Annotated in this window: 35 protein-coding genes; 2 read left to right on the plus strand and 33 right to left on the minus strand. The window is 42.8% G+C overall.

What is annotated here, in order from left to right:
- Nucleotides 1–351: 351 nt before the first annotated feature.
- The gene (locus tag K1Y79_RS07975; protein WP_220249459.1) at nucleotides 352–2,751 is read right to left on the minus strand and encodes an alpha-ketoacid dehydrogenase subunit alpha/beta; all 2,400 of its coding nucleotides are present in this window, start codon (nucleotides 2,749–2,751) and stop codon (nucleotides 352–354) included.
- 207 nt (nucleotides 2,752–2,958) lie between these two features.
- Between K1Y79_RS07975 and K1Y79_RS07980 the strand changes: the two genes are divergently transcribed.
- Both K1Y79_RS07980 and K1Y79_RS07985 read left to right on the plus strand, forming a co-directional pair.
- Nucleotides 2,959–3,351 carry a DUF1573 domain-containing protein gene (locus K1Y79_RS07980; RefSeq protein ID WP_220249460.1) on the plus strand — a complete coding sequence of 131 codons (393 nt, stop codon included), beginning with the start codon at nucleotides 2,959–2,961 and terminating at the stop codon, nucleotides 3,349–3,351.
- Between the two features lie 153 nt (nucleotides 3,352–3,504).
- Nucleotides 3,505–4,698, plus strand: a complete 1,194-nt coding sequence (locus K1Y79_RS07985) for a pyridoxal phosphate-dependent aminotransferase (RefSeq protein WP_220249461.1) — start codon at nucleotides 3,505–3,507, stop codon at nucleotides 4,696–4,698.
- An 807-nt stretch (nucleotides 4,699–5,505) separates the two neighbouring features.
- Here K1Y79_RS07985 and carA read toward each other — a convergent pair.
- The 32 genes from carA to rpsJ all read right to left on the minus strand — a co-directional run bounded on the left by carA (nucleotide 5,506) and on the right by rpsJ (nucleotide 24,702).
- Nucleotides 5,506–6,615: a glutamine-hydrolyzing carbamoyl-phosphate synthase small subunit gene (carA, locus tag K1Y79_RS07990; RefSeq protein WP_220249462.1), complete on the minus strand. Its 1,110-nt coding sequence runs from the start codon at nucleotides 6,613–6,615 to the stop codon at nucleotides 5,506–5,508.
- Nucleotides 6,616–6,710: 95 nt separating this feature from the next.
- On the minus strand, nucleotides 6,711–7,538 hold the full coding sequence (locus tag K1Y79_RS07995; protein ID WP_220249463.1) for a hypothetical protein: 828 nt from the start codon (nucleotides 7,536–7,538) through the stop codon (nucleotides 6,711–6,713).
- Nucleotides 7,539–7,701: 163 nt separating this feature from the next.
- Nucleotides 7,702–8,184 carry a 50S ribosomal protein L17 gene (gene rplQ / locus K1Y79_RS08000; protein WP_220249464.1) on the minus strand — a complete coding sequence of 161 codons (483 nt, stop codon included), beginning with the start codon at nucleotides 8,182–8,184 and terminating at the stop codon, nucleotides 7,702–7,704.
- Between the two features lie 66 nt (nucleotides 8,185–8,250).
- Nucleotides 8,251–9,246: a DNA-directed RNA polymerase subunit alpha gene (locus K1Y79_RS08005; protein ID WP_012789314.1), complete on the minus strand. Its 996-nt coding sequence runs from the start codon at nucleotides 9,244–9,246 to the stop codon at nucleotides 8,251–8,253.
- Between the two features lie 126 nt (nucleotides 9,247–9,372).
- Nucleotides 9,373–9,978 (minus strand): 30S ribosomal protein S4, encoded by a 606-nt coding sequence (gene rpsD, locus K1Y79_RS08010; protein WP_220249465.1) that lies wholly within the window; start codon nucleotides 9,976–9,978, stop codon nucleotides 9,373–9,375.
- A gap of 163 nt (nucleotides 9,979–10,141) precedes the next feature.
- Nucleotides 10,142–10,543, minus strand: coding sequence for a 30S ribosomal protein S11 (gene rpsK / locus K1Y79_RS08015; RefSeq protein WP_012789312.1), 402 nt, complete (start codon nucleotides 10,541–10,543; stop codon nucleotides 10,142–10,144).
- A 92-nt stretch (nucleotides 10,544–10,635) separates the two neighbouring features.
- Entirely contained in the window at nucleotides 10,636–11,016 is a 381-nt protein-coding gene (rpsM, locus tag K1Y79_RS08020) for a 30S ribosomal protein S13 (protein ID WP_162334101.1), read from the minus strand.
- Nucleotides 11,017–11,052: 36 nt separating this feature from the next.
- The gene (gene rpmJ, locus K1Y79_RS08025) at nucleotides 11,053–11,169 is read right to left on the minus strand and encodes a 50S ribosomal protein L36 (RefSeq protein ID WP_012789310.1); all 117 of its coding nucleotides are present in this window, start codon (nucleotides 11,167–11,169) and stop codon (nucleotides 11,053–11,055) included.
- Nucleotides 11,170–11,195: 26 nt separating this feature from the next.
- Nucleotides 11,196–11,414 (minus strand): translation initiation factor IF-1, encoded by a 219-nt coding sequence (gene infA / locus K1Y79_RS08030; RefSeq protein WP_012789309.1) that lies wholly within the window; start codon nucleotides 11,412–11,414, stop codon nucleotides 11,196–11,198.
- 114 nt (nucleotides 11,415–11,528) lie between these two features.
- On the minus strand, nucleotides 11,529–12,329 hold the full coding sequence (gene map, locus K1Y79_RS08035; protein WP_220249466.1) for a type I methionyl aminopeptidase: 801 nt from the start codon (nucleotides 12,327–12,329) through the stop codon (nucleotides 11,529–11,531).
- A 220-nt stretch (nucleotides 12,330–12,549) separates the two neighbouring features.
- Nucleotides 12,550–13,893 carry a preprotein translocase subunit SecY gene (gene secY, locus K1Y79_RS08040; protein WP_220249467.1) on the minus strand — a complete coding sequence of 448 codons (1,344 nt, stop codon included), beginning with the start codon at nucleotides 13,891–13,893 and terminating at the stop codon, nucleotides 12,550–12,552.
- 174 nt (nucleotides 13,894–14,067) lie between these two features.
- Nucleotides 14,068–14,514, minus strand: a complete 447-nt coding sequence (rplO, locus tag K1Y79_RS08045) for a 50S ribosomal protein L15 (RefSeq protein ID WP_220249468.1) — start codon at nucleotides 14,512–14,514, stop codon at nucleotides 14,068–14,070.
- Nucleotides 14,515–14,623: 109 nt separating this feature from the next.
- Nucleotides 14,624–14,809 carry a 50S ribosomal protein L30 gene (gene rpmD, locus K1Y79_RS08050; protein ID WP_220249469.1) on the minus strand — a complete coding sequence of 62 codons (186 nt, stop codon included), beginning with the start codon at nucleotides 14,807–14,809 and terminating at the stop codon, nucleotides 14,624–14,626.
- A gap of 68 nt (nucleotides 14,810–14,877) precedes the next feature.
- On the minus strand, nucleotides 14,878–15,396 hold the full coding sequence (gene rpsE / locus K1Y79_RS08055) for a 30S ribosomal protein S5 (protein WP_106604070.1): 519 nt from the start codon (nucleotides 15,394–15,396) through the stop codon (nucleotides 14,878–14,880).
- Between the two features lie 36 nt (nucleotides 15,397–15,432).
- The gene (rplR, locus tag K1Y79_RS08060; RefSeq protein WP_220249470.1) at nucleotides 15,433–15,786 is read right to left on the minus strand and encodes a 50S ribosomal protein L18; all 354 of its coding nucleotides are present in this window, start codon (nucleotides 15,784–15,786) and stop codon (nucleotides 15,433–15,435) included.
- An 86-nt stretch (nucleotides 15,787–15,872) separates the two neighbouring features.
- Nucleotides 15,873–16,427, minus strand: coding sequence for a 50S ribosomal protein L6 (gene rplF, locus K1Y79_RS08065; protein ID WP_220249471.1), 555 nt, complete (start codon nucleotides 16,425–16,427; stop codon nucleotides 15,873–15,875).
- Nucleotides 16,428–16,576: 149 nt separating this feature from the next.
- A complete protein-coding gene (gene rpsH / locus K1Y79_RS08070; RefSeq protein ID WP_220249472.1) occupies nucleotides 16,577–16,975 on the minus strand; it encodes a 30S ribosomal protein S8 in 399 nt (132 codons plus the stop codon).
- Between the two features lie 117 nt (nucleotides 16,976–17,092).
- Nucleotides 17,093–17,362: a 30S ribosomal protein S14 gene (gene rpsN, locus K1Y79_RS08075; RefSeq protein ID WP_220249473.1), complete on the minus strand. Its 270-nt coding sequence runs from the start codon at nucleotides 17,360–17,362 to the stop codon at nucleotides 17,093–17,095.
- Between the two features lie 70 nt (nucleotides 17,363–17,432).
- Nucleotides 17,433–18,008, minus strand: a complete 576-nt coding sequence (gene rplE / locus K1Y79_RS08080) for a 50S ribosomal protein L5 (protein ID WP_220249474.1) — start codon at nucleotides 18,006–18,008, stop codon at nucleotides 17,433–17,435.
- The gene (gene rplX / locus K1Y79_RS08085; protein ID WP_162334092.1) at nucleotides 18,008–18,346 is read right to left on the minus strand and encodes a 50S ribosomal protein L24; all 339 of its coding nucleotides are present in this window, start codon (nucleotides 18,344–18,346) and stop codon (nucleotides 18,008–18,010) included. The genes rplE and rplX overlap by 1 nt, the downstream gene beginning before the upstream one ends.
- A 159-nt stretch (nucleotides 18,347–18,505) precedes the next feature.
- Nucleotides 18,506–18,874, minus strand: coding sequence for a 50S ribosomal protein L14 (gene rplN, locus K1Y79_RS08090; RefSeq protein WP_012789297.1), 369 nt, complete (start codon nucleotides 18,872–18,874; stop codon nucleotides 18,506–18,508).
- Between the two features lie 71 nt (nucleotides 18,875–18,945).
- Nucleotides 18,946–19,203 (minus strand): 30S ribosomal protein S17, encoded by a 258-nt coding sequence (gene rpsQ, locus K1Y79_RS08095; RefSeq protein WP_176842403.1) that lies wholly within the window; start codon nucleotides 19,201–19,203, stop codon nucleotides 18,946–18,948.
- A gap of 61 nt (nucleotides 19,204–19,264) precedes the next feature.
- Nucleotides 19,265–19,471, minus strand: coding sequence for a 50S ribosomal protein L29 (gene rpmC / locus K1Y79_RS08100; protein ID WP_220249475.1), 207 nt, complete (start codon nucleotides 19,469–19,471; stop codon nucleotides 19,265–19,267).
- 72 nt (nucleotides 19,472–19,543) lie between these two features.
- Nucleotides 19,544–19,963, minus strand: coding sequence for a 50S ribosomal protein L16 (rplP, locus tag K1Y79_RS08105; RefSeq protein WP_220249476.1), 420 nt, complete (start codon nucleotides 19,961–19,963; stop codon nucleotides 19,544–19,546).
- Between the two features lie 42 nt (nucleotides 19,964–20,005).
- On the minus strand, nucleotides 20,006–20,806 hold the full coding sequence (gene rpsC, locus K1Y79_RS08110) for a 30S ribosomal protein S3 (RefSeq protein WP_220249477.1): 801 nt from the start codon (nucleotides 20,804–20,806) through the stop codon (nucleotides 20,006–20,008).
- 43 nt (nucleotides 20,807–20,849) lie between these two features.
- The gene (gene rplV, locus K1Y79_RS08115; protein WP_220249478.1) at nucleotides 20,850–21,209 is read right to left on the minus strand and encodes a 50S ribosomal protein L22; all 360 of its coding nucleotides are present in this window, start codon (nucleotides 21,207–21,209) and stop codon (nucleotides 20,850–20,852) included.
- Nucleotides 21,210–21,295: 86 nt separating this feature from the next.
- On the minus strand, nucleotides 21,296–21,562 hold the full coding sequence (gene rpsS, locus K1Y79_RS08120) for a 30S ribosomal protein S19 (RefSeq protein WP_012789291.1): 267 nt from the start codon (nucleotides 21,560–21,562) through the stop codon (nucleotides 21,296–21,298).
- A gap of 85 nt (nucleotides 21,563–21,647) precedes the next feature.
- Nucleotides 21,648–22,481 carry a 50S ribosomal protein L2 gene (gene rplB, locus K1Y79_RS08125; RefSeq protein ID WP_220249479.1) on the minus strand — a complete coding sequence of 278 codons (834 nt, stop codon included), beginning with the start codon at nucleotides 22,479–22,481 and terminating at the stop codon, nucleotides 21,648–21,650.
- A gap of 85 nt (nucleotides 22,482–22,566) precedes the next feature.
- Nucleotides 22,567–22,866, minus strand: a complete 300-nt coding sequence (gene rplW, locus K1Y79_RS08130) for a 50S ribosomal protein L23 (RefSeq protein ID WP_089809394.1) — start codon at nucleotides 22,864–22,866, stop codon at nucleotides 22,567–22,569.
- Between the two features lie 58 nt (nucleotides 22,867–22,924).
- Nucleotides 22,925–23,563 (minus strand): 50S ribosomal protein L4, encoded by a 639-nt coding sequence (gene rplD, locus K1Y79_RS08135; RefSeq protein ID WP_220249480.1) that lies wholly within the window; start codon nucleotides 23,561–23,563, stop codon nucleotides 22,925–22,927.
- Nucleotide 23,564: 1 nt separating this feature from the next.
- Nucleotides 23,565–24,182 (minus strand): 50S ribosomal protein L3, encoded by a 618-nt coding sequence (gene rplC / locus K1Y79_RS08140; RefSeq protein ID WP_220249481.1) that lies wholly within the window; start codon nucleotides 24,180–24,182, stop codon nucleotides 23,565–23,567.
- 214 nt (nucleotides 24,183–24,396) lie between these two features.
- Complete coding sequence (gene rpsJ / locus K1Y79_RS08145; protein ID WP_012789286.1) at nucleotides 24,397–24,702, minus strand: 30S ribosomal protein S10; 306 nt, start codon at nucleotides 24,700–24,702, stop codon at nucleotides 24,397–24,399.
- Nucleotides 24,703–25,197: the final 495 nt, after the last annotated feature.

Below are 25,197 nucleotides of genomic sequence, written 5' to 3' on the forward strand. Positions count from 1 at the left end.
TATTAACTCTTGACGTGGACTAAATGTTTATCCAATTTAGTTTTATTCTCTCAGATTTTGGCTAATCTACAATCTATACTTCTATTCATTTCGTTCATTCGCAACCTAATGAAAAATAAGCATGTCTAATATATTAATTGTCATTCGGAATAGGAAATAACTTTTGGTTAATGTATTGTCCTATAGAAATTCTGCCCTTGCTACTAATAGTTATTAGGCTATTATTTAAGTATTTCTGCATAGAAACAAATTCCAATATTTGTTCAGTACGTTAACATCTTCTTAAACATAATTGAGTAGAAATAAGAAAGCAAGGCTACTATGCCTTGCTTTCTATTATAACGATTTAAACTATTCTTCAACCATTTCCATCACCACCCTAATTACGTCTTCTACATTGGGCTTAGAGAAATAATCGCCATCAGAACCATACGCTGGCCGATGTGCTTGTGCACTCAATGTTCTTGGCGCTACGTCCAGCCATTTGTATCCCCCCTGTAATTCCATCACCTGCTGGAACATATATGCTGTTCCACCACCAGGAACGTCTTCATCCACAAACAGAATGCGATTTGTCTTTTTCAGTGATTCCAGTATCTGATGGTTAATATCAAAAGGCAGCAGTGTCTGTACATCTACCAATTCGCACGATATGCCCATTCTTTCAAGTGACTGAATAGCCTCTTCAATGATGCGCAATGTTGAACCATAAGATACAATAGTAATATCACTGCCCTCGTGTACAACCTCTGGCACTCCCAATTGAACTTTGAAGCTGCCCAGATTCTGTGGCATCTTTTCCTTCAGCCTGTAACCGTTGAGTGACTCAATGACCAGAGCCGGTTCGTTTGCAGCCAACAAAGTGTTGTACATACCCGCAGCCTGCACCATATTACGGGGTACACAAACGTTCATACCTCTTAATGACCCCAAGATCATACTCATCGGTGAGCCCGAATGCCAGATACCTTCTAATCGATGTCCCCGGGTACGCACAATAATTGGGCAGTACTGCATGCCTTTCGTACGATATTGCAAACTGGCAACGTCATCACTAAGGGGTTGCAAACCATAAATAAGGTAGTCCAAATATTGTATTTCGGCTATTGGTCGGAGTCCTCTTAAGGCCATGCCTATCCCCTGACCCATGATAGTAAGTTCGCGTATACCAGTATCGAATATGCGATCTGTACCATGTTTCTGTTGCAAGCCAGCAAACCCCTGATTAACATCTCCAATCTTACCAACGTCTTCTCCGAAAGCAAATACCCTTGGATTGTTCTCAATCAGTTGATCAAAGTACTTGTTTAATATCTCATAACCATTCAGCGAAACAGCATCATTAGCGTAAACTGCAGGCTCAGCCTGTACACTGGATACTGCGTTTACACCTTCGGCATACAACAGTGAATTATAATTGTTCCTTTCCCGAGCCAACAGGTCCTCATAATATGTTCTGAGGGCATCCATTTCTGGTGCCTTCACCCGTTTATGGGTAAAGAGGATAGTTGCAGCAGTTTTCAGAATATCCCTTCTTAAAGGCTCTCGATTTACCTGTAGGTCATGCAGAAGTGTCCTTATTCTGCCATTATCCACGTCCGGCAGCCCCGCCACGGCTTCACCGTGGCTTAACATCTGTTGTACATGCTGACGCACAGGATTGATGTATTTTTCCCAGGCATTTTTACGAGCATCTTGTGCCACCGTTTTAGCCTCGGCTTCAACTGATAGCAGTGTAGCTTCATCTGACAGTGCATTTTCTAGTATCCACTGTCTCATTTGATGATTACAATCAAATTCCTTCTCCCATGCCAGACGGTCTTTAGTTTTGTAACGCTCATGCGAGCCACTGGTAGAATGTCCTTGTGGCTGGGTCATTTCTTCGACATGGAATAACGCTGGTGTATGCGTTTCCCTGATTTTTCTGATTCCAGCCTCAAAAGTTTCACACATCGCCGCATAGTCCCAACCCTTTACTTTATATATATCAAATCCGTTAGAATCTTCAGACTTCCGGAAGCCCTCAAGTGCAGCACTAATTGAATCCTTGGTTGTTTGATACTTCCGTGGTACCGAAATACCGTAGCCATCATCCCATACAAACACAGCTAAGGGTACCTGCAATACACCAGCGGCATTCATTGTTTCCCAAAAATGACCTTCTGATGTAGATGCGTCTCCTATAGTAGCGAAACAAATCTCATTACCATTGTTTGACAGCTTCGTAAATTCTTTAAGTACCTCTACATTTCTAAACAACTTGGATGCAAATGCAAGTCCCAGCGCCCGTGGCATTTGTGCGGCCGTGGGAGACATATCTGTAGCGGTATTCTTGATACTTGTAAGATCCAGCCAGTTTCCATCCTTTGCGAGATTAGGAGTTGAAAAATGAGAGTTCATCTGACGTCCGCCAGAAAATGGCTCATTTGCCAGGTCCGGATCGGCATACATCTGCGAAAAGAATTGTTCTGGCGTGGCAATACCTGTGGCAAAGGCAAAGGTTTGGTCACGATAATAACCTGAGCGAAAATCTCCGGGCTGGAAGTACTTAGCCATGGCGATCTGAGCCACTTCTTTACCATCACCGAAAATACCGAACTTGGCCTTGCCAGTAAGTACTTCCTTACGGGCTAGCAGACTAACTTCCCTACTTTCGCAGGCCAGTCGGTAATCAGCCAGTACTTCCTTCCGAAATTCTTCGAATGATAACCGGCTTTCCGTGTTCATAGTCAGTTCATTGTTTTCTATCATGCCTCTTTGTTAAAGTACAAAAGTAAGGTTAATTATAGTTAATTATACAGTTGCGAAATGTCTGAGAATGTAATGCATAAAATAATTTGAATTTTTTTAATAAGATTTTAAGAAATTCTTCGTCAAGACATTATTTTTGGCTGTAAATTTGTTATTAAGTAAACGATGATCTTTTTTTTAACCAATCGTTTTAAAACCACATTATACATGAAAAAATTCATCTTATCCCTATTTGCGAGCATGCTGTTAACAACAGCGCTGTGGGCGCAAACACAGAACGGAAACCCTGTTGATGCGAAAGTAAAATTCAAACAGGAAACTATTGATTTCGGCAAGACCAAACTGAATAAACCAGTTTCGGTTGACTTCGAATTCACAAATACTACCAAAGAGCCAGTACTGATCGAAACAGCTCGTGCTAGTTGCGGATGTACTACTCCTACTTGGACTAAAGAGCCAATTCTGCCAGGTAAAAAAGGTAAAATTACCGCAAGCTACAGCGCTAACAGTGTAGGCCAACAGAATAAGACTGTTTGGGTAAGGTTAAAAGGTATCGATCAGGACAAGGAACTGCACCTGACTGGTACTGTAGAAAACTAAAATTCATTATACCTTATAAACGTGCTAAACGCCTTACAGATAGTCTGTAAGGCGTTTGCATTTAACTTATAGTTACTCCACGTTGATAATAACTTATCCACATATCCCCTCATTATCCACTACCTTTGTCTACTCAAAAATCAAAACAATTTTATGCCTACCATTAGTAAGAGAGGGGAACAAATGCCACCTTCTCCCATCAGAAAGCTGGTTCCATTTGCAGAAAATGCAAAAAAGAACGGGACTAAAGTATATCATCTCAATATTGGTCAGCCGGATATTGAAACCCCGAAACAGGTTTTAGACGCAGTACGCCACTCAGACTTCAAGGTACTGGAATATAGCCACAGCGCAGGTAATGAAAGCTACCGTCGCAAGCTGGTTACTTATTATGAACGGTTTGGCATCAAATTGAATCACCAGCAAATTATCGTTACTACAGGAGGTTCAGAGGCCATACTGTTTGCCTTTATGGCATGCCTGGATGCAGGAGACGAAGTATTAGTGCCTGAGCCATTTTACGCCAATTATAATGGCTTTGCTATCGAAGCTGGTGTAAATGTACGTACAATCACTGCGAAAATTGAAACTGGCTTTGCTTTACCTGCGATGGAAGCCTTTAAGAAGGCGATCACTCCCCGCACTAAAGCAATCATGATCTGCAATCCTAATAATCCTACAGGGTATTTGTATAGTAAGGAAGAACTTTCTATTTTGAAAGATCTGTGCCTTCGCCATAACCTATACCTATTTTCTGATGAGGCATATCGTGAATTTTGCTATACCGGAGAGCATTTCTCCGCGATGAATCTGGAAGGATTGGAAGAAAATGTGATCCTAATGGATACAATTTCAAAACGTTATAGCGCTTGTGGAGGAAGAATCGGAGCCCTGGTTACAAAAAACCAAACTGTATTAGATGCAGTTATGAAATTTGCGCAGGCTCGTTTGAGCCCACCCTCCTTTGCCCAGATTGCGGGTGAAGCTGCCGTTGATTTACCATTAGACTATTTTGATACAATTAAAGCTGAGTATCAGAGCCGACGCGATGTGCTGGTAGGTATGCTAAATGAAATACCTGGCGTATTCTGTCCCAATCCGGGGGGGGCTTTCTATGCCATTGCCAGGCTACCAATTGATAATGCGGATAAATTCTGTCAGTGGCTTCTGGAATCTTTTTCCTACGAACAGCAAACCGTTATGTTATCGCCAGCAACCGGATTTTATGCAACCCCTGGATTGGGTGCAAACGAAGTTAGATTGGCATATGTGCTTAATCAAAATGATATACGTCAGGCCATGATCTGTTTAGCGAAAGCACTTGAAGTTTATCCTGGGCGAGTGTAAGTACAACATTACCAGTAGGCGAATCGCCTCTTTAATGCATTAAATTAAATTCTATATAGCCTTAATATTTGTAGTTCTACCAAAAAGGGGCATAAAACGCCCTTTTTTAATATTATAAATAATTACATATAGACATTTTGCATAGCGAAACCTAAATTTTTCAACGGGAAATATTTTTTTCTTCAAGTTTCCGACGTATATTTGAATTGCAAAAGGCAACTAAACAAATGGTGTTGAAGAGTGCTGATGATTGTGGCTTAAACTTGTTTAGCATAAATTTAACCTTAAGAATTTCTATAGACGTTTTATTATTCTGAACTTCGAGTTGTGAAAGTGAATTGCGAGCTAGTAACACGGAAGTATGATTTATCAAAATTTTGTAAAAAAGTTTGACAGAAACTAAAACGTTTTAGCTAAATACCGTATTTTTGTATCAGTTTTTCATAACGTGGAATTTATAAAGGCAAACGGCTCCGATCACGGAGCCGTATTTTTTTGCCCAATAATTTCAATCTAATTGATAATCAATTAGTTTAGTTATGACTAGTTGGTTTTATGACTAGTTGGTTTAATAACATTTTCCAGTATTTCTCCCACATCATACTACCTTACCTATCACCGATCAATCAGTGTACTTGTTTCTGAAATACTCCTCGACTAACCTTAGGTATTTAAGAAATTAAAAAATAGGATACAATTTCAGTAGCATGCCGACGTGTTATAATACATGCGTTACTACAATCATGAAGTCTTTAATGAAAAGAGGCGGCCTTGTAGGACCGCCTCTCCAGCTTTATTTTAATAATATCACATGTTTTCTTTAATCATGCTAAAAAAGTCATCGAATAAATATCGACTATCGTGAGGACCAGGAGTTGATTCCGGGTGGTACTGTACCGAGAATGCCGGCTTATTCTTTATACGGATACCTTCAATGGAAGAATCATTTAGGTTTACATGTGTAACCTCCACTGTCTCGCTTGCAGCGATTGCCTTTGGATCAACTGCGAAACCGTGATTCTGAGTAGTAATCTCACAGCGACCTGTTGCCAGGTTTTTTACAGGGTGATTCAAACCGCGATGTCCATGATGCATTTTATAAGTAGGAATATCATTTGCCAGTGCCAGCAACTGATGACCGAGACAAATACCGAACATTGGCTTATTGGCGTTCAAAATCTTCTTAACGGTGTCTACAGCATACTTTAATGGAGCTGGGTCTCCAGGGCCGTTAGAAACAAAATATGCATTTGGTTTGAACTTCTCGCATTCTTCAAACGGAGTATCTGTAGGGAAGACCTGCAGATAAGCACCTTTTTCTGACAAACACTTCAACATATTACGCTTAACGCCGTTGTCCAGCACTGCAATACGAATTTCTGCTTCCGGATCTCCAACATTATATGCTTCTTTGGTTGACACCTCAGCACATAATGCCAGTCCTTCCATTGAAGGCACCTGCTGCAATTTAGCATTCAGCTGCTCTACATCCAGTATTTCCGATGAGATAATGCAGTTCATAGCACCTTTACTGCGAATATGAGCTACCAGTGCCCTGGTATCCACATCATGGATAGCAACCAGGTTGTTTTCAACCAGGAATTTCTCCAAAGAACCGTCAGCCATCTGACGGGAGTAATTGTAAGCTATATTCTTACAAATCAATCCACTGATCTTAACATTCTCACTCTCAACATCATCTTTCTTAACACCATAGTTACCTACGTAACAGTTGTTCATGATCAGTACCTGGCCTTTATATGACGGGTCCGTAAATACTTCCTGGTATCCTGTCATTCCAGTGTTAAAACACAATTCACCGGCGGCGGTGCCTATTTTACCAAAAGCTTTTCCGTGATATACCGTTCCGTCATCTAACAACAGTACGGCTGGCTGGATCGATCTAGTCTGAGGCATGCTTATTTTTTCGTTTTAAAAAATCGTGCAAAGTTATTGAATAAATGGTTAACAATCGTGAATTTACCACGATAAATTGTTAATCTTTTGCTTCGTTATTTGACATGAATCGATTTTATAATACGATGTGCCGTCTCCAATCCTATTGTATCATCCTCTCGATACCTAATTACCACTTCCCACCGATGCTGGCCATTTACCATGAGAAGATTGGCAAAGGACAGACGAACACCGTTTTTGTACAGGAAGCTGCCTTCCTGTAGTAAAGCAGCCATTCCATTCTGGCTCAGGGTATCTGTAGTATATTTCAGATCAGAAATCTCCTTATTCTTCTTCATTTCTGTAGCGGACGCAGCACCTGCGACTTCCAGATCATTTGATACATTTGCCCTATAGCTGTACATATTCACTTCCACGTGCATTCCCTCTTCTACTCTGTTACGATAGCTTTTCGCATACTCTACAAACTGAGCTATTTCCGGTGCCAGAGGTCTATCGTTTACACCAAGATGCATTGGAGTGCTAATCTCAATAGCTTGTCTACCGATTTTTACCGTTTCCCAAGATGAATATAACCAGGCTTTATTGATTTTAGGGTAAATCAAGTTGTATACCACGCGCTTTCCGATATAGCCGCCAGCTACTGCTGCCAGTCCAATCACTAGTATCAGCGTAATGATTACGCCACGTCGGCCAGCCCAGGCCAAATATCTTTGTTGTAAAATCCCCAAATGGTTTGCCCTTGCCTTTTTTTGTTTGACGCCCTTGTCTTTTTGAAACTGCTCGAAACTTCCTTCAGGATGCTTCAATTTCCATTCTGCATAGTTGACAGGTAATTTTTTGCCGCAATCTGCGCAAAAGGTAAGAAACTCAGATTTGAGCTCGTTGTAGTGCCCACAACTTTTACATTTCAGGTAAATCATAAGATATAGAGACTTTAATGCGGAATCGTCCGCCGGAAACTCATTCAAGGCACGATATTACAAAAAAATATAATTAATTTAGAGTGTATGGGGAAGGGTATAGACAAAAAAATCCCGGAGTATTCTCCGGGATCTCTTTATGAATTGAAGCTGTGCTAAATAATTATTCAGCTGCTTTTTCTTCAGTTGAAGCCGCACCTTCTTCAGTAGCTTTTTTCTTGCTACCACCAGCACGACGAGTTTTCTTAGCTGGAGCTGCATCTTTTTCAACTTTACCGCCATAAATTTCGTTAAAGTCAACCAGCTCAATCAGCGCAGTTTCCGCGTTGTCACCAACACGTTTACCTAATTTGATAATACGGGTATAACCACCTGGACGGTTAGCGATTTTCTCACTAATAGCACCGAACAGTTCTTTGATAGTTTCTTTATCCTGCAGGTAGCTGAACACAATTCTACGGTTGTGGGTAGAATCGCTTTTAGCTCTTGTCAGCAGTGGCTCAACATATACACGCAGAGTCTTAGCTTTCGCCAGAGTGGTAGTGATACGTTTGTGCTTAATCAGTTCGATTGCCAGGTTAGATAACAGGCTTTTGCGATGTGAGGCAGTTCTGCCGAGGTGGTTTAATTTTACTCCGTGACGCATGACGCTTTGTTTTTAGATTCCCCTATACCGTGTCAGGAATTACAGGGTACTTATTATTGAATGTTACTATTCTTCGTCTAATTTCAGTTTGGACAGATCCATACCGAAATGTAAACCTCTTTCGTTCAGTACCTGCTCTATTTCGCTGAGAGATTTCTGACCAAAGTTTCTGAATTTCATCAGTTCTTCCTGCTCGTACTGCACCAGTTCGCTCAGGGAATTGATTTTAGCTGCTTTCAGACAGTTAAAGGCACGAACGCTCAGATCCAGATCTTCCAGAGGAGTCTTCAGGATTTTACGCAGCTGCAAAGTCTGTTCGTCAACCACATCTTCTTTCTCAGTATCCTTTGTATCAAAGCTGATATTCTCATCAGTGATGATCATCAAGTGCTGAATCAGTATACGGGAGGCCTGTTTAACAGCTTCTTCCGGGTGGATGGTACCATCAGTGATCACTTCCATGATCAACTTCTCATAGTCAGTCTTTTGTTCCACACGGGTGTTCTCGATGCTATATTTTACGTTTTTGATTGGCGTAAAAATAGAGTCGATAGCGATATAGCCGAAAACAGCATCTTTAGGTTTATTCTCTTCAGCTGGCACATAACCACGGCCTTTGCCGATAGTTAATTCGATATCCAGCTTTGCAGATGGATCCAGCGTACAGATAAGCAATTCAGGATTCATGATCTGGAAAGCACTGGTTGCTTTCTCGATCATGTCGGCACGGAACTCAGTTTTACCTTTAATAGAGATCTGAATTTTCTCGTTGTTAACTTCGTTCTCAACAATACGTTTGAAACGCACCTGTTTCAGATTCAGGATAATTTCAGTAACGTCTTCAGTAATTCCTTTTAAAGTAGCAAACTCATGATCTGCACCTTCAATCTTTATTCCCACAATGGCATAACCCTCCAGAGATGACAGCAGCACACGACGCAGCGCGTTACCCACAGTCACACCGTAACCCGGTTCTAACGGCCGGAATTCGAATTGAGCTTCAAAGTCTGTTGACTTCTGCAAAACGATCTTATCAGGCTTTTGGAAATTCAGAATTGCCATTGATATGTTAAGTTTAATTGTTTATGTAAAACTGGCTTTAGCCATTAACATGCAGCCTTTAGCAACCTGCGTAAATTAAATACGCTGGCAACTAATGACCCATGCTTAACGGCTAAAGACATATTATTATTTAGAGTACAATTCTACTATCAGCTGCTCCTTAATGTTCTCAGGAACGCTCTCTCTCTCTGGATATGCGATGAAAGTACCTTTCATTTCTTTCTCATTCCAATCCAACCAGCTGAATTTAGGGTTTTTACCACGAATGTTGCTAGTGATAGCAGTGTTGGTTGTTGCAGATGGTTTCAGACCGATGATATCGCCTGGTTTCAGCTGATAAGAAGGTACGTTCATTACCTGGCCGTTAACAGTGATATGCTTGTGAGAAACCAACTGACGTGCAGCAGGACGTGAAGGTGCGATACCCAGACGGAATACTGCGTTATCCAGACGTGCTTCCAGCAATTTGATCAATACTTCACCGGTAACACCTTTACGACGGTTAGCTTCAACGAACAGATTAGCGAACTGACGCTCCAGTACACCATAAGTGTATTTCGCTTTCTGTTTTTCACGCAGCTGCAATGCGTATTCGCCCAGCTGTTTACGTTTACGGCTTACACCGTGCTGACCCGGAGGGTTACTATTCTTGCCTAAATATTTACCGTTTCCTAAAATCGGTTCTCCAAAAATTCTGGAGATCTTGGTCTTTGGTCCTGTATACCTTGCCATGTTCTGTAATAGATTTTTTAGTGCTGGTATATGATCTTTAAAAAATCTTAAACCTGATCATATACCCATTATTTAATAAAAGTGTCAAACGGCAACTCGAAAGCGCCGGCCCGAATGATATTCCAGCCTTCCACTTTCGAAGTACCGCAGAATATGTTGAATCCTATACCCTTCTCTTCTTAGGAGGACGGCAACCGTTGTGAGGTAAAGGAGTAACGTCTTTGATCATGTTAACCTCGATACCGGAGTTAGCGATAGCACGGATTGCGCTCTCACGACCAGCACCTGGGCCTTTTACAAAAACATCTGCCCTTTTCAGACCTGCTTCCATTGCTGTCTTTGCAGCGTCAGAAGCAGCCAGCTGAGCTGCATACGGAGTGTTCTTTTTAGAACCTTTGAAGCCCATTTTACCTGCAGTAGACCAGGAGATTACCTGTCCCTGTTTGTTGGTAATGCTGATGATGATATTGTTGAAGCTAGCAGAGATGTGTACATCACCGTAGTTGTCAACTTTAACTACTCTCTTTTTGTTAGCAGCAGTTTTTGTATTTTGTGCTTTTGCCATAATTATAAAAAATTCCAGGTTCCAGGTTCCAGATTCCCCTTGCCATATATACGACTACTGGAAACCGGAACTTGTTATTTGTATTATCAAGTTTATTTCTTAGGCGCTTTCTTCTTACCTGCAACCGTCTTACGTTTACCTTTACGGGTACGGCTATTGGTACGGGTACGCTGACCTCTTAACGGTAAGCCCTTCCTATGACGCAGACCACGATAGCAAGCTATGTCCAACAGACGCTTAATGTTCATCTGTACTTCAGAACGCAGCTGGCCTTCTACCTTAAACTCACCATTGATGATGTTACGGATAGCTGCCTGCTCATCATCGTTCCAGTCCTTAACTTTCTTGTTTAAGTCTATACCAGACTTCTCCAGAATATATTGAGCGGTAGAACGACCAATACCAAAAATGTAGGTCAGGCCAATTTCTCCTCTTTTATTTTTAGGAAGATCGATACCGGCGATACGTGCCATATTTGTATTTTAATTTACTGTGTTATTATAAAATGATTATCCCTGACGTTGTTTAAAACGGGGATTCTTTTTGTTGATCACCAACAATTTACCCTTCCTGCGCACGATTTTGCAATCTGCACTTCTTTTTTTTATGGAAGCTCTTACCCTCATAAGTTATAAATTATAAGTCTGTATTGTTATTTATATCTGAATATGATTCTGCCTCTGCTCAAATCGTATGGACTCATCTCAACCCCTACTTTGTCACCAGGCAGGATGCGGATATAGTGCATTCTCATCTTGCCAGAAATGGTCGCTAAAATCTCATGCCCGTTCTCTAACTTAACTCTGAACATAGCGTTAGACAAGGCTTCTAGTATTATTCCATCCTGTTTAATGAGTGCCTGTTTTGCCATAAAAATTTTTAGGACTGCAAAGATAGTGAAATCTTAAGAAAAAGAAAAAATTAATACCCAAACACGTTCAATAATTGTGGATAATTTTTTGAAACAGTGTTTATGCATTGAAAATCAATAGCTTGAATTAAGTGCAGGGTTGCCCTTTTCCGCCTTTTCTATACCTTCAAATGAGGAAAGTATATCTGGTTTACCCTTCATTACCGCCACATTGTGCTCAAAATGGACAGACGGTTTCTCATCCCGTGTAATAACAGTCCATCCGTCTTCCATATACTCTACCTCTTTCACTCCCAGATTGACCATAGGTTCTATTGCTATTACCAGCCCTTCCTTCATGATAGGGCCACTGCCGCGCTTACCGTAGTTAGGCACCTGAGGATCCTCGTGGAGGTTCTTTCCAAGTCCATGCCCTACCAGCTCACGCACAACGCCATAACCACGCTGTTTCTCAGTATGTTCCTGAATAGCATAGGCAATATCACCGATACGGTTGCCCGCCACTGCCTTTTCAATACCTTTATACAATGCCTCTTTGGTAGCCTTCATCAGCTGCAGTACCTCAGGTTTCACATTGCCGATGGCAAATGTGTAGGCACTGTCGCCATGATAGCCATTCAGCAGCACACCAACATCCACACTTACGATGTCTCCGTCCTGTAAAACATAAGCATTCGGGATACCGTGCACAACTTCTGCATTAACAGATATACAACAGCTCTTCGGGAATCCTTTGTAATTTTTGAAAGACGGAACAGCTCCGTTGTCAACGATGAATTTCTCTACAATTGCATCGATTTCAAGGGTAGACATCCCCGGTTTCAGATGCTTAGCCACTTCTTCCAATGTAGCACTCACGAGCAATGCGCTTTTACGCATCAGCTCAATTTCTTCCTTTGTTTTATAATGCACCATACTTAAAAACGGGTTCGGAAAGTTCAGTTTCGAAAGTGCGGTAACACATTGTGTCAATAATGATCGTAACCACATAAAATACGGAATCTGCCCTTACCGCAAATTTCTCAAAGCTCTTACTTAAAATATGAAGCCACGCAAGCATAAAACCCGCAGATGAGGTGACTCTCTGTTGGTTTTATGCTTCTGTGGCTATTTATCGCCAGTGGCCGGATAAGGATTAAACGTTAGCCGGAGCTGTTCTTCCTTTAATCCTGCCGGTGCTCATCAGACCATCGTAATGGCGCATCAGGAGCTGGCTTTCTATTTGCTGGAGCGTATCCAGGATAACGCCCACCATGATCAGCAGGGATGTACCTCCAAAGAAGGTAGCAAAGTTGCTGTTGATATTCACGGCAGCTGCAATACCAGGAAGGATACCAACCAGCGCCAGGAAGAATGCACCTGGCAGGGTGATACGATCCATTACAGCACCGATGTAATCAGCGGTAGCCTGACCTGGTTTAACACCTGGCACGAAACCGTTGTTACGTTTCATTTCATCCGCCATTTGAGTCGGATTGAATATCAGCGCAGTATAGAAATAAGTGAATACAATTACCAGTACAGCGTAAATCAGGTTGTACCAGCCATTTGTATGATCACTGAAGATGCGGATAAAGCCGGAATTGCTATCTGTAGCAAACCCGATAGCTGTTGCCGGGATAAACATAATCGCCTGTGCAAAGATGATCGGCATAACACCAGCTGCGTTTACTTTCAGTGGAATGAACTGACGTACACCGCCGAATTGTTTATTACCAACAATACGTTTTGCATAGTTTACCGGGATCTTACGGGTACCCTGTACCAGCAGGATCAAACCAATAGTAATCAGTACGAATACAGCCAGCTCAATCAGGAACAGCATTGCACCACCGTTACTCTGGGCGTTCCTGGAGGAAAACTCCTGGATAATCGCCTGAGGAAGACGTGCAAGGATACCGACCATGATTATGATAGAAGTACCGTTACCGATACCTTTGTCTGTGATTTTCTCACCCAGCCACATTACGAACAGTGTACCTGCTGTAAGTACAACGGTAGTAGTCAGCCAGAAGAAAGCTGAACCGTATTCAGGGATTATTGAACCAGCAGATTGCTGTTTCAGGAAGGCTACGTAAGCGCTTGCCTGGAAACCAGTAACTATCACTGTCAATACACGGGTGTACTGATTAATCTTTTTTCTACCGCTTTCGCCTTCTTTCTGCAATTTCTGGAAATAAGGCACGGCAATTGTAAGCAGTTGTATGGCTATAGACGCAGAGATATAGGGCATAATGCCGAGAGCGAAGATGGAGGCCCTGGAGAAGGAACCACCTGCGAACATGTTGAATAGTCCAAGGATACCCTTTTCAGACTTGTTGGCAAACTCTCCCATACCCAAACTGTTGGCATCGATACCGGGTAACGCGATATAGGATCCTACACGATAGATGAGGACAAGAAGCAATGTAGTGAGAATGCGGTTACGCAAATCCTCGATGCTCCAGATATTCTTAATCGTTTCGATAAATTTCTTCACAGGAAGATGAATGTTTAATATTCAAAATTTCATCCCGGTTTAAGCGGGACCAAATTCCGAACCTGCATTAGCTGCTATCCAGTAACTCTGGCCGGGATTTGTGTTGTTTTCTCTGGCTTGATAAAATGTGAAAAGACGCACTACTGCGTAGGCGTCTCCTCAGTCGTGAAATCTTTATACCAGCTCTACCGTTCCACCCGCTGCTTCTATCAGCTGCTTGGCTTTCTCGCTGATCGCACTCACTTTTGCGGTTACTTTCGCCTTCAGTTCTCCCTGACCCAGGATCTTCACTTTCGCAGTCCTGTTGATCAGCCCGTTGATATACAGGTTTTCCAGAGAAAATTCCTGCAGGCTATATTTTTCAACCAGGTGATCGATCTGACCGATGTTGAACACCTGATATTCTGTTGGATTTAAGCTCTTGAAACCACGTTTAGGCATACGACGCTGAATTGGCATCTGACCACCCTCGTGACCTCTTTTGCTCTGATAACCAGCACGTGACTGACCACCTTTGTTACCTTTTGTGGAAGTACCACCTTTACCGGATGCTTCACCACGACCAAGGCGCTTCTCTTTATGTACGGAACCTTTTGCAGGTTGTAACGTATGCAGATTCATTTCTAATTGTTTTTACTTACGCGGAAATTAACCGCTCGCTTTAATGTAAAATGTTTGTTCGTAAATATCCGATATAAATGTAGGATAATTTTCCGGCTAATAAAATTTATTAAGCCTGCTCTCCTTCAATCTTTACCAGATGATTCACCTTGCGCACCATACCCAGGATCTGGGGAGTTGCTTCCACTTCTACAGTGGCGTTCATTTTTTTCAGTCCCAGCGCCTTCAGGGTGAGCTTCTGACGTTCAGGACGGTCTATACCACTTTTTACCTGAGTGATCTTGATCTTTGCCATTGTTATTTGAATTAGCACTTTACAATTGCCGGGAAAGGATCATCCACCCCGTTAACTGGATAGTGTTATTATCCGTTAAATACTTTCTTCAGTGATACGCTTCTGGTTTTAGCTATCTGGATAGGTTCACGCAGGAGACCTAATGCTTTGAAGGTAGCTTTTACCACGTTGTGAGGGTTAGCGGAACCCAGTGACTTTGCAAGAACGTCAGTGATACCTGCACTCTCGAGTACGGCACGCATTGAACCACCCGCAATTACACCAGTACCATGAGCAGCTGGTTTAATCAGGACTTTCGCAGCGCCTTCCTTAGCTAACTGATCGTGAGGAATAGTACCATGCATTACAGGGACTTTGATAAGATTTTTCTTAGCATCGTCGATACCTTTTGTGATAGCTTCCTGCACTTCTTTAGCCTTACCCAGACCGTGTCCTACTACACCGTGCTCGTTACCTACTACTACCAGGGCAGAAAAACTGAAAGTACGTCCGCCTTTGGTGGTCTTAGTAACACGGTTGATAGCCACAACCTTCTCTTTCAACTCCAGGTCACCGGCCTTTACTCTATTAAATGTATTCTTTGCCATTTTGTTATTTGCGAATTACGATTTAATCAATTTGATTTAGAATTGAAGGCCACCTTCTCTGGCGCCATCAGCAACGCTCTTTACGCGACCATGATACAGATAACCACCGCGGTCGAAAATGCAGGTAGTAATGCCCAGGTTTACAGCTTTTGTAGCCAGTGCAGCACCTACAAGCTTAGATTTCTCGCTCTTGGTACCTTTCTGTGCCTGGATATCTTTATCGCGGGAAGAAGCAGCAGCCAGAGTAACGCCATTAGCATCATCTATCAATTGCACGTAAATATCGCTATTGCTGCGAAATACAGATAATCTCGGCTTCTGTGCACTACCTACAGACTTTTTACGGATGCGGTAGCGGATCTTCTGTCTCCTATTAACTTTTGTGCTCATTTCTGATTTTATTTTTATCATTCCGATACTGCCGGAATGTTGTTGAATTAGCTAATCAGCGGCACGCGCCGATTAGCTAATTAAAATTATTTACCTGCAGACTTACCTGCTTTCTTACGAACCACTTCATCGCTATAGCGAACACCTTTACCTTTGTAAGGCTCTGGTTTACGCAGGCTACGGATTTTAGCAGCTACCTGTCCTAACAACTGGTTGTCAATACCTTCCAGCATGATCTTAGGGTTAGCACCTTTTTCAGTCAGGGTAGATACTTTCAGTTCTTTAGGGATTTCAATCACAATGTTGTGAGAGTAACCCAGAGACAGATCCAGCAGTTGACCCTGGTTAGCGGCTTTATAACCCACACCCACCAGTTCCAGTTGTCTTTTGAAACCGTCAGTTACACCGATCACCATGTTGTTGATCAGCGCACGGTACAGACCGTGAAGTGCACGGTGACGGATCTGGTCAGTTGGACGTACAACTGTAAGAACGCCATCTTTCACTTCTATCTTGATGTCCCTGTCGATGCTTCTTTTCAGTTCACCTTTAGGACCTTTTACAGTCAGTTCATTAGCAGCGGAAACAGTAGCTGTTACACCACTTGCTAATTTGATAGGACTTTTACCTATACGAGACATAATTGCAGTTTTTACTGTTATGTTTGAATCCGGATCTTCAGTGTTCAGCCCCGTATAGAAAGCTTAATTGTCAGAAGGTCCAATTGGTTGTGGCCTGTTACCGGTTACTGAGAGCAATAGCTGTCAGGACCGTTAACCGGCCATATATATTAATAGACGTAGCAAACGAGCTCGCCGCCTACATTTTGAGCTTTAGCTTCTTTATCGGTCATTACACCTTTAGAAGTAGAAACGATAGCTATACCCAGACCGTTCTTCACACGCTTAAAGTCACCTGGTTTAGCGTACTGGCGTAAACCAGGACGGCTAATACGCTGCATATCTGTGATAGCAGGTACTTTAGTCTGAAGATCATACTTCAGCGCTATCTTGATAACACCTTGTTTGTTATCTTCTTCGAATTTGTACTTCAGGATATAACCTTTGTCGTACAGGATCTCAGTGATACGTTTTTTCAGTTTAGAGGCAGGAATTTCCACAATCCTGTGGTTGGCCATTTGCGCGTTCCGGATTCTGGTCAGGAAGTCTGCTATTGGATCAGTAACCATTGTTCTTAAAATTTAAAAACTATTTACAATGCGATATCCAATCAGTAATAGATAGGAAAATCAAAAAACTTTGCCTGTTTATACTGTACCTGCTCGGCGGTACAGTCTGGTGTCGGCTTACCAGCTAGCTTTTCTTACGCCAGGTATTTTACCAGCCAGTGCCAGGTCGCGGAACATGTTACGACACATACCGAAGTGACGCATGTAACCTCTTGGACGACCAGAAAGCTGACATCTGTTGTGCAGGCGAACAGGAGATGCATTTTTAGGAAGCTGGTCCAGTGCAGCGTAGTTACCTTCTGCTTTCAGAGTGGCACGCTTTTCTGCGAACTTAGCTACCAGTGCTTGTCTCTTTCTTTCGCGAGCTTTTACGGATTCTCTTGCCATGATGAGTTAATGATTCCAGTTATAAATTCCAAATTCCAAATCCGGTAAGGGTTTGGAATTTGATATCAGATTATTGATTATCCTTCTTGATATTTTTGAAAGGCATACCCAGTTCTTTCAGCAGCTCGTAAGCTTCTTCGTTGGTCTGGGCAGTAGTAACGAAAGTGATATCCATACCGGAGATCTTAGTTACTTTATCGATATCAATCTCAGGGAAAATGATCTGCTCGGTGATACCCAGGGTATAGTTACCACGGCCATCGAAAGCTTTTTCATTCACACCTTTAAAGTCACGTACACGAGGCAGGGAAACTGCGATCAGACGATCCAGGAAGTCATACATAATGGTACCACGCAGAGTTACGCGAGCGCCAATCGGCATGTGCTTTCTCAGTTTAAAGTTAGAGATATCTTTTTTAGATAAAGTAGCGATTGCTTTCTGACCAGAGATACGGGTCATCTCATCAACAGCAATATCTACCAGTTTTTTATCACCAACAGCGCCGTTGATACCCTGGTTCAGACAAATCTTCACCAGACGAGGCACCTGCATTACGCTTTTGTAATTAAATTTCTTATGCAGTGTACTAACCACTTCGTTGCGGTATTTAGTCTGCAGTCTGGGTGTATATGTAGTGTTTGCCATTATTTAATTACCTCCCCTGATTTTTTAGCTATACGAACTAATTTACCATTTTCGCGCTGCCTGTTAACTTTGGTAGGTTTACCAGCCTTAGCATCCCACAACATTATGTTGGAAATGGCGATAGGTGCCTCCTGCTTAACAATACCACCTTTGGTGTTCTGCGCAGTTGGTTTGGTATGTTTGGTGATGATGTTCACACCTTCAACCAGAACGCGTGCCTTGTCAGGGATCACTTCCAGCACCTTACGGGGCTTAGTCCTGTCCTTGTCATCACCGGCAATCACCACTACCGTGTCGCCTTTCTTAATGTTGAACTTAGGCTTGAATCTCGTTTTCATTATTTGTTTATTTAAAACGCCAAGCGAAACCCTCGTTCCGCTTGATTAATATTTTCGTTTTTGAAACGGGCTGCAAAGATATGCATTCAAGCTGAAAGCACAAAGCCTAAAGTTTTTTACTTTCGGCTTTATGCTTTCAGCTCTGTATAAGGCTGTGATTTACAGCACTTCGGGAGCCAGAGAGATAATCTTCATGTATCCCTTATCGCGCAGCTCACGGGCAACCGGACCGAAAATACGGGTACCACGTGGCTCGTCTGAGTTATTCAGCAATACAACGGCGTTATCGTCGAAACGGATATAAGATCCGTCTTTACGGCGCAGCTTGTTTTTAGTTCTAACGATAACAGCTTTGGTTACCATACCTTTCTTTACGCCACCGCCTGGAATTGCGTCCTTCACAGTCACAACGATCTTATCGCCCACTTTAGCGTAATCCTGGCCGGAGTTGCCTAATACCCGAATACACAGTACTTCTTTGGCACCGCTGTTATCAGCTACATTCAGCCTTGATTCTTGTTGTATCATCTTATGAGATTTGTATGTTGTTTACTCAGCGGCTACAACCGGGTATGCCGGATGGAGCTTGAAACAATTAATTATTTTACTTTTTCGATAACTTCTACCAGTCTCCAGCATTTGTTTTTGCTCAGAGGGCGAACTTCCATAATTCTTACGGTATCGCCGATGCTGCACTCGTTTTTCTCGTCGTGCGCCATGAACTTGGTAGTTTTCTTAACGAATTTACCATAGATAGGGTGCTTCACTTTACGCTCAACGCTTACAGTGATAGTTTTATCCATCTTGTTGCTGGATACCACACCAGTCCTGGTTTTTCTTAATTTTCTTTCGATCATTGTTGAAAGTATTTACTCTTTAACCTCTCCCGTTGCCGGCAGTGCTAATGAATTTTATTATTTAGGCTTGTGCGCCCAGTTCTCTTTTACGCAGCTCGGTTTTCAGCTGTGCAATCTGACGTCTGAGAGAGCGAATGCTCATTGGATTCTCAATTGGCGTGATTGCGTGACTGAAGGTGATTTTCTTCAGGCGTAATTGCTCTTCAGAGATTTTCTCTTTCAGTTCCTGGTCGCTTAAGCCTTTAAGATCCAGCTTATCTTTTGCCATTGTTTATAAAATTTCTGGTTTATCGTTTATAGTTTATCTCTTTGCGTTTGCATTCCTGCGAGTTGCGGGGGATTATGCAACGTAATCGGGACGCACTACAAATTTCACTTTAATAGGCAGTTTCTGTGCAGCCAGTTCCATTGCCTCTTTTGCTACCTGTAAAGGAACGCCATCCGCTTCAAATAAGATACGGCCTGGTTTCACTACAGCAGCCCAATGATCTGGAGCACCCTTACCTTTACCCATCCTCACTTCCAGTGGTTTGGCAGTAATAGATTTGTCAGGGAATATACGGATCCACACGTTACCTTCACGTTTCATATGCCTGGTCAGAGCAACCCTGGCAGCTTCAATCTGCCTGTCGGTGATCCACTTAGGTTCTAATGCTTTCAGACCGAAACTACCAAAGGAGAGTGCCGCGCCACGCTTAGCGTTACCTTTGATGCGGCCTTTATGCATCTTCCTGTGTTTCGTTCTCTTTGGCTGTAACATCTTGGTATGTTGTTAATTGTTAATGTTAATTGTTAAGTAAGCTTATCTACGGCCACCACCACGGTTATCGCCACCACGGTTATCACCACCTCTTCTGTCGCCACCTCTTCTGTCGCCGCCACGGTTGTCACCGCCTCTTCTGTCGCCGCCACCGGAGCGTCCACCACCTTCACCATCTTTCGCAGAAATTGCGTTAGGGTTCAGATCGCGTTCACCAAGTACTTCACCTTTACAGATCCATACTTTGATACCGATTTTACCATATACAGTCAGTGCAAACAGAGAAGCGTAGTCGATATCCATACGGTAAGTATGTAACGGAACACGACCTTGTTTCATTTCTTCTGAACGTGCAATTTCAGCACCACCCAGACGACCGCCTACTTTTATCTTAATACCTTCAGCACCCATTCTCAGCGCAGTAGCGATAGCCATTTTAATCGCACGTTTATAGTTGATACGGCTTTCGATCTGCTTAGCGATGGTTTCAGCTACGATATTCGCATCGATCTCAGGACGACGGATTTCCAGAATGTTGATCTGTACGTCTTCTTTCTCTGTCAGTTTCTTCAGCTCTTCCTTGATGCGGTCTACCTCGCCACCACCTTTACCTATGATGATACCAGGTTTAGATGTATGAATGGTGATGATCAGTTTACCTAAAGTTCTTTCAATCACTATCCTGGAGATGCCACCTTTGTTGATACGGGCATTCAGGTAAGTTCTGATCTTGTTATCTTCGATCAGTTTGGTAGCATAATCTTTTTTGCCACCATACCAATTGGAGTCCCATCCTCTGATGATACCTAACCTGTTACCAATAGGATTTGTTTTCTGACCCATGTTCTGGTTTATTTGTCTATTAGATAAATAGTTTTAGTTTCTTTTATTTTGCTTCCACTGCAGGACGGCTATCAACAACGATGGTTACATGGTTGCTTCTTTTACGAACGCGATAACCTCTACCCTGTGGTGCCGGACGCATTCTTTTCAGGATACGGCCACCATCAACGAAGATGGTTTTTACCTGCAGGTTAGCATCTTCTACTCTTGTGCCTTCGTTCTTCACTTTCCAGTTAGCGATAGCAGACAACAGCAGTTTTTCCAACGGAACGCTGGGATGCTTAGGATGGAACTTCAAAATATTCAGAGCTTTTTCCACATCCAGACCACGGATCAGGTCCGCCAGCAAACGCATTTTGCGGGTAGATGTCGGATTATTATTAAGCTTAGCTACTGCTTCCATTTTCTATTATAATTTGATATTTGAGGTTCGAAGTTTGGGGTTTAGAGGTAAGTCAAAACCTCAAACTTTAAACTTCAAACGATTTACTACATTTTCTTGTTAGCGTGTCCTTTAAAGTTGCGGGTAGGAGCAAATTCACCCAGTTTGTGGCCTACCATGAACTCAGTCACGTAAACAGGGATAAATTTGTTGCCATTGTGTACCGCAAATGTGTGGCCTACAAAATCAGGCGTGATTGTAGAACGACGGCTCCAGGTCTTGATTACAGTACGCTTGGTGCCTTCATTCATTTTCACAACTTTCTGCTCTAATTTCTGGTCAACGTAAGGACCTTTTTTTATGGAACGACCCATGTCTTGTTGTTTTTATTCCAGATCGCTTTATACAGTTCCGCTTTCGCGTTGCCTGCGTCAGCGGAACTGCTTAAGGCGTTAAGTATTATAATTTCTTACCGTTTTTCCTGCTGATGATCAGTTTGTCAGAGCTCTTATGCGATTTCCTTGTTTTCAGACCTTTCGCATATTTACCTGTTCTGGATCTTGGGTGACCTCCTGAAGATTTACCTTCACCACCACCCATCGGGTGATCCACTGGGTTCATCGCCACACCACGGTTGCGAGGCTTGATACCTCTCCAACGGTTAGCACCCGCTTTACCAATTGACTGCAGCGCGTGATCTGAGTTGGAAACTGTACCTACAGTTGCAGCACAAGTGATCAACACTTTACGCAGCTCACCAGAAGGCATTTTCAGTACGGCATATTTTTCTTCCTTGTTGGACAGCTGAGCATAAGTACCAGCGCTTCTCGCGATAGCACCACCTCTGCCAGGCTGTAATTCGATGTTGTGAACAACAGTACCCAGCGGCATGTTTTTCAGCACCAGCGCATTACCAACTTCAGGAGCAGCGTCAGGACCGCTTAATACGGTAGCGCCAACCTGCAGACCCTGAGGAGCCAGGATGTAACGTTTTTCACCATCTGCATAACTCAGCAGTGCGATGAATGCGCTACGATTTGGATCATATTCGATAGTCTTAACAGTAGCCGGAATATTGAATTTGTCGCGTTTGAAGTCTATTACACGGTAGTGCTGCTTGTGGCCGCCACCAATGTAACGCATAGATCTTCTACCCTGTACGTTTCTACCGCCGGATTTCTTAATAGGTTCCAGCAGGCTTTTTTCAGGGGTATCCGTGGTCAGCTCAGCGAACGCGTTGCCTATTTTCCAACGGGTACCGGCTGTCATCGGTTTGTATTTCTTCAGTGCCATGATCTAGTGTTCGTTTAACTAGGTTCTGTTTATAAAAAGTGATCTGCATATACATCCATCATCCTGTTGTTAACAGGAATGAGCACTATATGTTAGCATACAGATCTATAGTTTCTCCTTGCGCCAGTGTAACAACAGCTTTCTTGTAAGAAGGCTTTTTACCAGCGATGAAGCCAGCTTTGGTAAAACGTTGCTTAGCTTTACCTGGCATTACGGCAGTATTCACTTCAGCTACAGTTACACCGTAGAATTCTTCCACTGCTTTCTTGATCTCCAGTTTGTTGGATTTTTTATCCACTATGAAGTAGTAGCGGTTGAATTTATCAGTGGCTTTGTTCACTTTTTCACTAACCACCGGTTTGATTAAAACGTCTGAAAGTCTCATCTTATATAGCTTTGAGTTGCGGGCTACCCGCAAGCTTGTGTTTTTGTAATATTGACAATTAAGCTTCTACCGGCTCTTCAGTGAAGATCTTAGCTGCACTCTCCGTGAATACCAGAACGTTGCTGTTCATGATCTCATATGTATTGATATCACTCAGCATCACGCTATCCACAGTTGGAATGTTTCTCAGAGACAGGTAAACATTATCATTGTACTCAGGCAGTACGAACAAAGTCTTACGGCCAGATACATTTACGTTCAGACTGCTCAGGATACCAGCAAAGGTTTTAGTCTTTGGTGCATCAAAAGCCAGATCTTCAACCACGATAATGCTGTTCTCTTTAGCTTTGGTAGACAGGGCAGAGATCTTTGCCAGATCCTTCACCTTTCTGTTCAGCTTAATTTCATATTTGTGTGGTTTTGGACCGAAAATGGTACCACCACCTTTATACAGCGGGTTACGGATGTTACCTTTACGGGAACCACCAGTACCTTTTTGTTTGTGCAATTTGCGGGAAGCACCTTTCACTTCAGCTCTTGTCTTTACCTTATGAGTACCCTGACGCTGAGCGGCGAGGAACTGTTTTACTGCCAGGTAAATAACGTGGTTATTAGGCTCCACACCGAAAATCTCTTCAGGAAGCTCAATTGTCCTTCCGGTTTTCTTACCTTCTTTATTTAAAATATCAACTTGCATGTTACTTCTGGATTAAAACGATTGAACCATTGTGGCCGGGAACGGAACCACTTACCAGGATATAATTTTTCTCAGCGAAAATTTTCACGATTTTCAGACCTTTCACTTTCACTTGTTCGTTACCAGTCTGACCAGCCATGCGCATACCTTTGAAAACGCGGGAAGGATAAGAGGAACCACCTACGGAACCAGGCGCTCTGCTTCTATCGTGCTGACCGTGTGTAGCTTCACCCACACCGGAGAAACCATGGCGTTTAACAACACCCTGGAAACCTTTACCTTTAGAGGTACCGACTACATCGATTGTTTCGCCTTCTGCAAATATTTCGGTGGTAATGGTCTCACCAAGAGCTTTTTGTACATCCGGGTTGCGGAACTCTTTTACAAATCTTTTAGGGGAGGTGCTTGCTTTCGCGAAGTGATTAAGTTCTGCTTTGGGAGTGTTCTTTTCTTTCTTCTCACCAAATGAAACTTGAATAGCGTTGTACCCATCAGTGTCAACTGTCTTTACCTGAGTTACAACGCAAGGACCGGCTTCGATAATGGTTACAGCTACTTGCTTACCACTTTGGTCGAAGATGCTGGTCATGCCGATCTTTTTTCCAATAATACCTTTCATTACTATATATATTTTGCCCAGCGCCTGGGGGTGGATCTAGCTATCCCCAGGATGAGCGGTTTAAATGCTTTATTGGTTGGCCACCCAGAAGGCGTGACCGATGTTTCTTTAATGTTGTTTATACCCCGGCCAGGTGATACAGTAACCCGTACCAGGAAACAACCAGGCATATTAAATCAAATCAGGCAGACCTTTTGCCCACCTGGCTGATGTCCTACGCTTTAATTTCCACTTCAACACCGGAAGGTAAATCGAGCTTGCTCAGCGCGTCTACTGTTCTGGAAGAAGAAGTGTAGATATCCAGCAAACGTTTGTGCGTGCACAACTGGAACTGCTCACGTGCCTTCTTATTAACGTGCGGTGAACGCAGCACCGTAAAAATTTTCTTTTCAGTTGGTAAAGGAATTGGACCTGTTACCACGGCGCCCGTGTTTCGCACGGTTTTAACGATCTTCTCAGCAGATTTATCTACCAGATTGTGATCGTAGGACTTCAGCTTGATTCTAATTCTCTGAGACATATGCAATGAACTTCTTCTTGTTTTTACCCTTACAATTTGGGAGGGCAAAGGTAACCCGTTTTTTTTACATCACAAATAATTTTGTGGAAAAATAATCAGGAACTGTGTATTTACTGCCGGAGAGACCAGATACAATACACGCAGAAGTTATGTGGTGAGGTTCAGCAAAATACTGTTTTTCAATAAACTACCAAAAAAAGGTTGTCCACGCCGCTACAATCCCTGCTGATAAGGCTTCCAACCTTAGCATTCACTTCCCAATAACCCCGCAAATACTCACTTTCCACGGTACAGCCCGATCATCCGGCGCTGACAATTTTTCCCTCCCCCTCCTAATAACCCATTACGGGGAAATCCTGCCCCTTTAGCACTGCTACGGATAATTGGTCCGGCTACCCGACTCCATGGCTCCTAGCCGCCTCTCAGACGCATTTAATGGGATCATCTCCCGCGCCTAGCCATCAATATTACCCTTTACCGAAAATAGACCTTTGG

This window comes from Chitinophaga rhizophila (assembly GCF_019492185.1).
Lineage (GTDB): Bacteria > Bacteroidota > Bacteroidia > Chitinophagales > Chitinophagaceae > Chitinophaga > Chitinophaga rhizophila.

Excerpts from the sequence above, each read along its gene's own strand:
- K1Y79_RS07975 (WP_220249459.1), bottom strand. The coding sequence starts at position 2,751 with ATGATAGAAAACAATGAACTGACTATGAACACGGAAAGCCGGTTATCA.
- K1Y79_RS07980 (WP_220249460.1), top strand. The coding sequence starts at position 2,959 with ATGAAAAAATTCATCTTATCCCTATTTGCGAGCATGCTGTTAACAACA.
- K1Y79_RS07985 (WP_220249461.1), top strand. The coding sequence starts at position 3,505 with ATGCCTACCATTAGTAAGAGAGGGGAACAAATGCCACCTTCTCCCATC.
- carA (WP_220249462.1), bottom strand. The coding sequence starts at position 6,615 with ATGCCTCAGACTAGATCGATCCAGCCAGCCGTACTGTTGTTAGATGAC.
- K1Y79_RS07995 (WP_220249463.1), bottom strand. The coding sequence starts at position 7,538 with ATGATTTACCTGAAATGTAAAAGTTGTGGGCACTACAACGAGCTCAAA.
- rplQ (WP_220249464.1), bottom strand. The coding sequence starts at position 8,184 with ATGCGTCACGGAGTAAAATTAAACCACCTCGGCAGAACTGCCTCACAT.
- K1Y79_RS08005 (WP_012789314.1), bottom strand. The coding sequence starts at position 9,246 with ATGGCAATTCTGAATTTCCAAAAGCCTGATAAGATCGTTTTGCAGAAG.
- rpsD (WP_220249465.1), bottom strand. The coding sequence starts at position 9,978 with ATGGCAAGGTATACAGGACCAAAGACCAAGATCTCCAGAATTTTTGGA.
- rpsK (WP_012789312.1), bottom strand. The coding sequence starts at position 10,543 with ATGGCAAAAGCACAAAATACAAAAACTGCTGCTAACAAAAAGAGAGTA.
- rpsM (WP_162334101.1), bottom strand. The coding sequence starts at position 11,016 with ATGGCACGTATCGCCGGTATCGATCTTCCTAAAAATAAAAGAGGAGAA.
- rpmJ (WP_012789310.1), bottom strand. The coding sequence starts at position 11,169 with ATGAGGGTAAGAGCTTCCATAAAAAAAAGAAGTGCAGATTGCAAAATC.
- infA (WP_012789309.1), bottom strand. The coding sequence starts at position 11,414 with ATGGCAAAACAGGCACTCATTAAACAGGATGGAATAATACTAGAAGCC.
- map (WP_220249466.1), bottom strand. The coding sequence starts at position 12,329 with ATGGTGCATTATAAAACAAAGGAAGAAATTGAGCTGATGCGTAAAAGC.
- rplO (WP_220249468.1), bottom strand. The coding sequence starts at position 14,514 with ATGAATCTGCATACGTTACAACCTGCAAAAGGTTCCGTACATAAAGAG.
- rpmD (WP_220249469.1), bottom strand. The coding sequence starts at position 14,809 with ATGGCAAAGATCAAGATCACTCAGGTAAAAAGTGGTATAGACCGTCCT.
- rpsE (WP_106604070.1), bottom strand. The coding sequence starts at position 15,396 with ATGGCAAAGAATACATTTAATAGAGTAAAGGCCGGTGACCTGGAGTTG.
- rplR (WP_220249470.1), bottom strand. The coding sequence starts at position 15,786 with ATGAGCACAAAAGTTAATAGGAGACAGAAGATCCGCTACCGCATCCGT.
- rplF (WP_220249471.1), bottom strand. The coding sequence starts at position 16,427 with ATGTCTCGTATAGGTAAAAGTCCTATCAAATTAGCAAGTGGTGTAACA.
- rpsH (WP_220249472.1), bottom strand. The coding sequence starts at position 16,975 with ATGGTTACTGATCCAATAGCAGACTTCCTGACCAGAATCCGGAACGCG.
- rpsN (WP_220249473.1), bottom strand. The coding sequence starts at position 17,362 with ATGGCAAGAGAATCCGTAAAAGCTCGCGAAAGAAAGAGACAAGCACTG.
- rplE (WP_220249474.1), bottom strand. The coding sequence starts at position 18,008 with ATGGCAAACACTACATATACACCCAGACTGCAGACTAAATACCGCAAC.
- rplX (WP_162334092.1), bottom strand. The coding sequence starts at position 18,346 with ATGAAAACGAGATTCAAGCCTAAGTTCAACATTAAGAAAGGCGACACG.
- rplN (WP_012789297.1), bottom strand. The coding sequence starts at position 18,874 with ATGATACAACAAGAATCAAGGCTGAATGTAGCTGATAACAGCGGTGCC.
- rpsQ (WP_176842403.1), bottom strand. The coding sequence starts at position 19,203 with ATGATCGAAAGAAAATTAAGAAAAACCAGGACTGGTGTGGTATCCAGC.
- rpmC (WP_220249475.1), bottom strand. The coding sequence starts at position 19,471 with ATGGCAAAAGATAAGCTGGATCTTAAAGGCTTAAGCGACCAGGAACTG.
- rplP (WP_220249476.1), bottom strand. The coding sequence starts at position 19,963 with ATGTTACAGCCAAAGAGAACGAAACACAGGAAGATGCATAAAGGCCGC.
- rpsC (WP_220249477.1), bottom strand. The coding sequence starts at position 20,806 with ATGGGTCAGAAAACAAATCCTATTGGTAACAGGTTAGGTATCATCAGA.
- rplV (WP_220249478.1), bottom strand. The coding sequence starts at position 21,209 with ATGGAAGCAGTAGCTAAGCTTAATAATAATCCGACATCTACCCGCAAA.
- rpsS (WP_012789291.1), bottom strand. The coding sequence starts at position 21,562 with ATGGGTCGTTCCATAAAAAAAGGTCCTTACGTTGACCAGAAATTAGAG.
- rplB (WP_220249479.1), bottom strand. The coding sequence starts at position 22,481 with ATGGCACTGAAGAAATACAAACCGATGACAGCCGGTACCCGTTGGAAA.
- rplW (WP_089809394.1), bottom strand. The coding sequence starts at position 22,866 with ATGAGACTTTCAGACGTTTTAATCAAACCGGTGGTTAGTGAAAAAGTG.
- rplD (WP_220249480.1), bottom strand. The coding sequence starts at position 23,563 with ATGCAAGTTGATATTTTAAATAAAGAAGGTAAGAAAACCGGAAGGACA.
- rplC (WP_220249481.1), bottom strand. The coding sequence starts at position 24,182 with ATGAAAGGTATTATTGGAAAAAAGATCGGCATGACCAGCATCTTCGAC.
- rpsJ (WP_012789286.1), bottom strand. The coding sequence starts at position 24,702 with ATGTCTCAGAGAATTAGAATCAAGCTGAAGTCCTACGATCACAATCTG.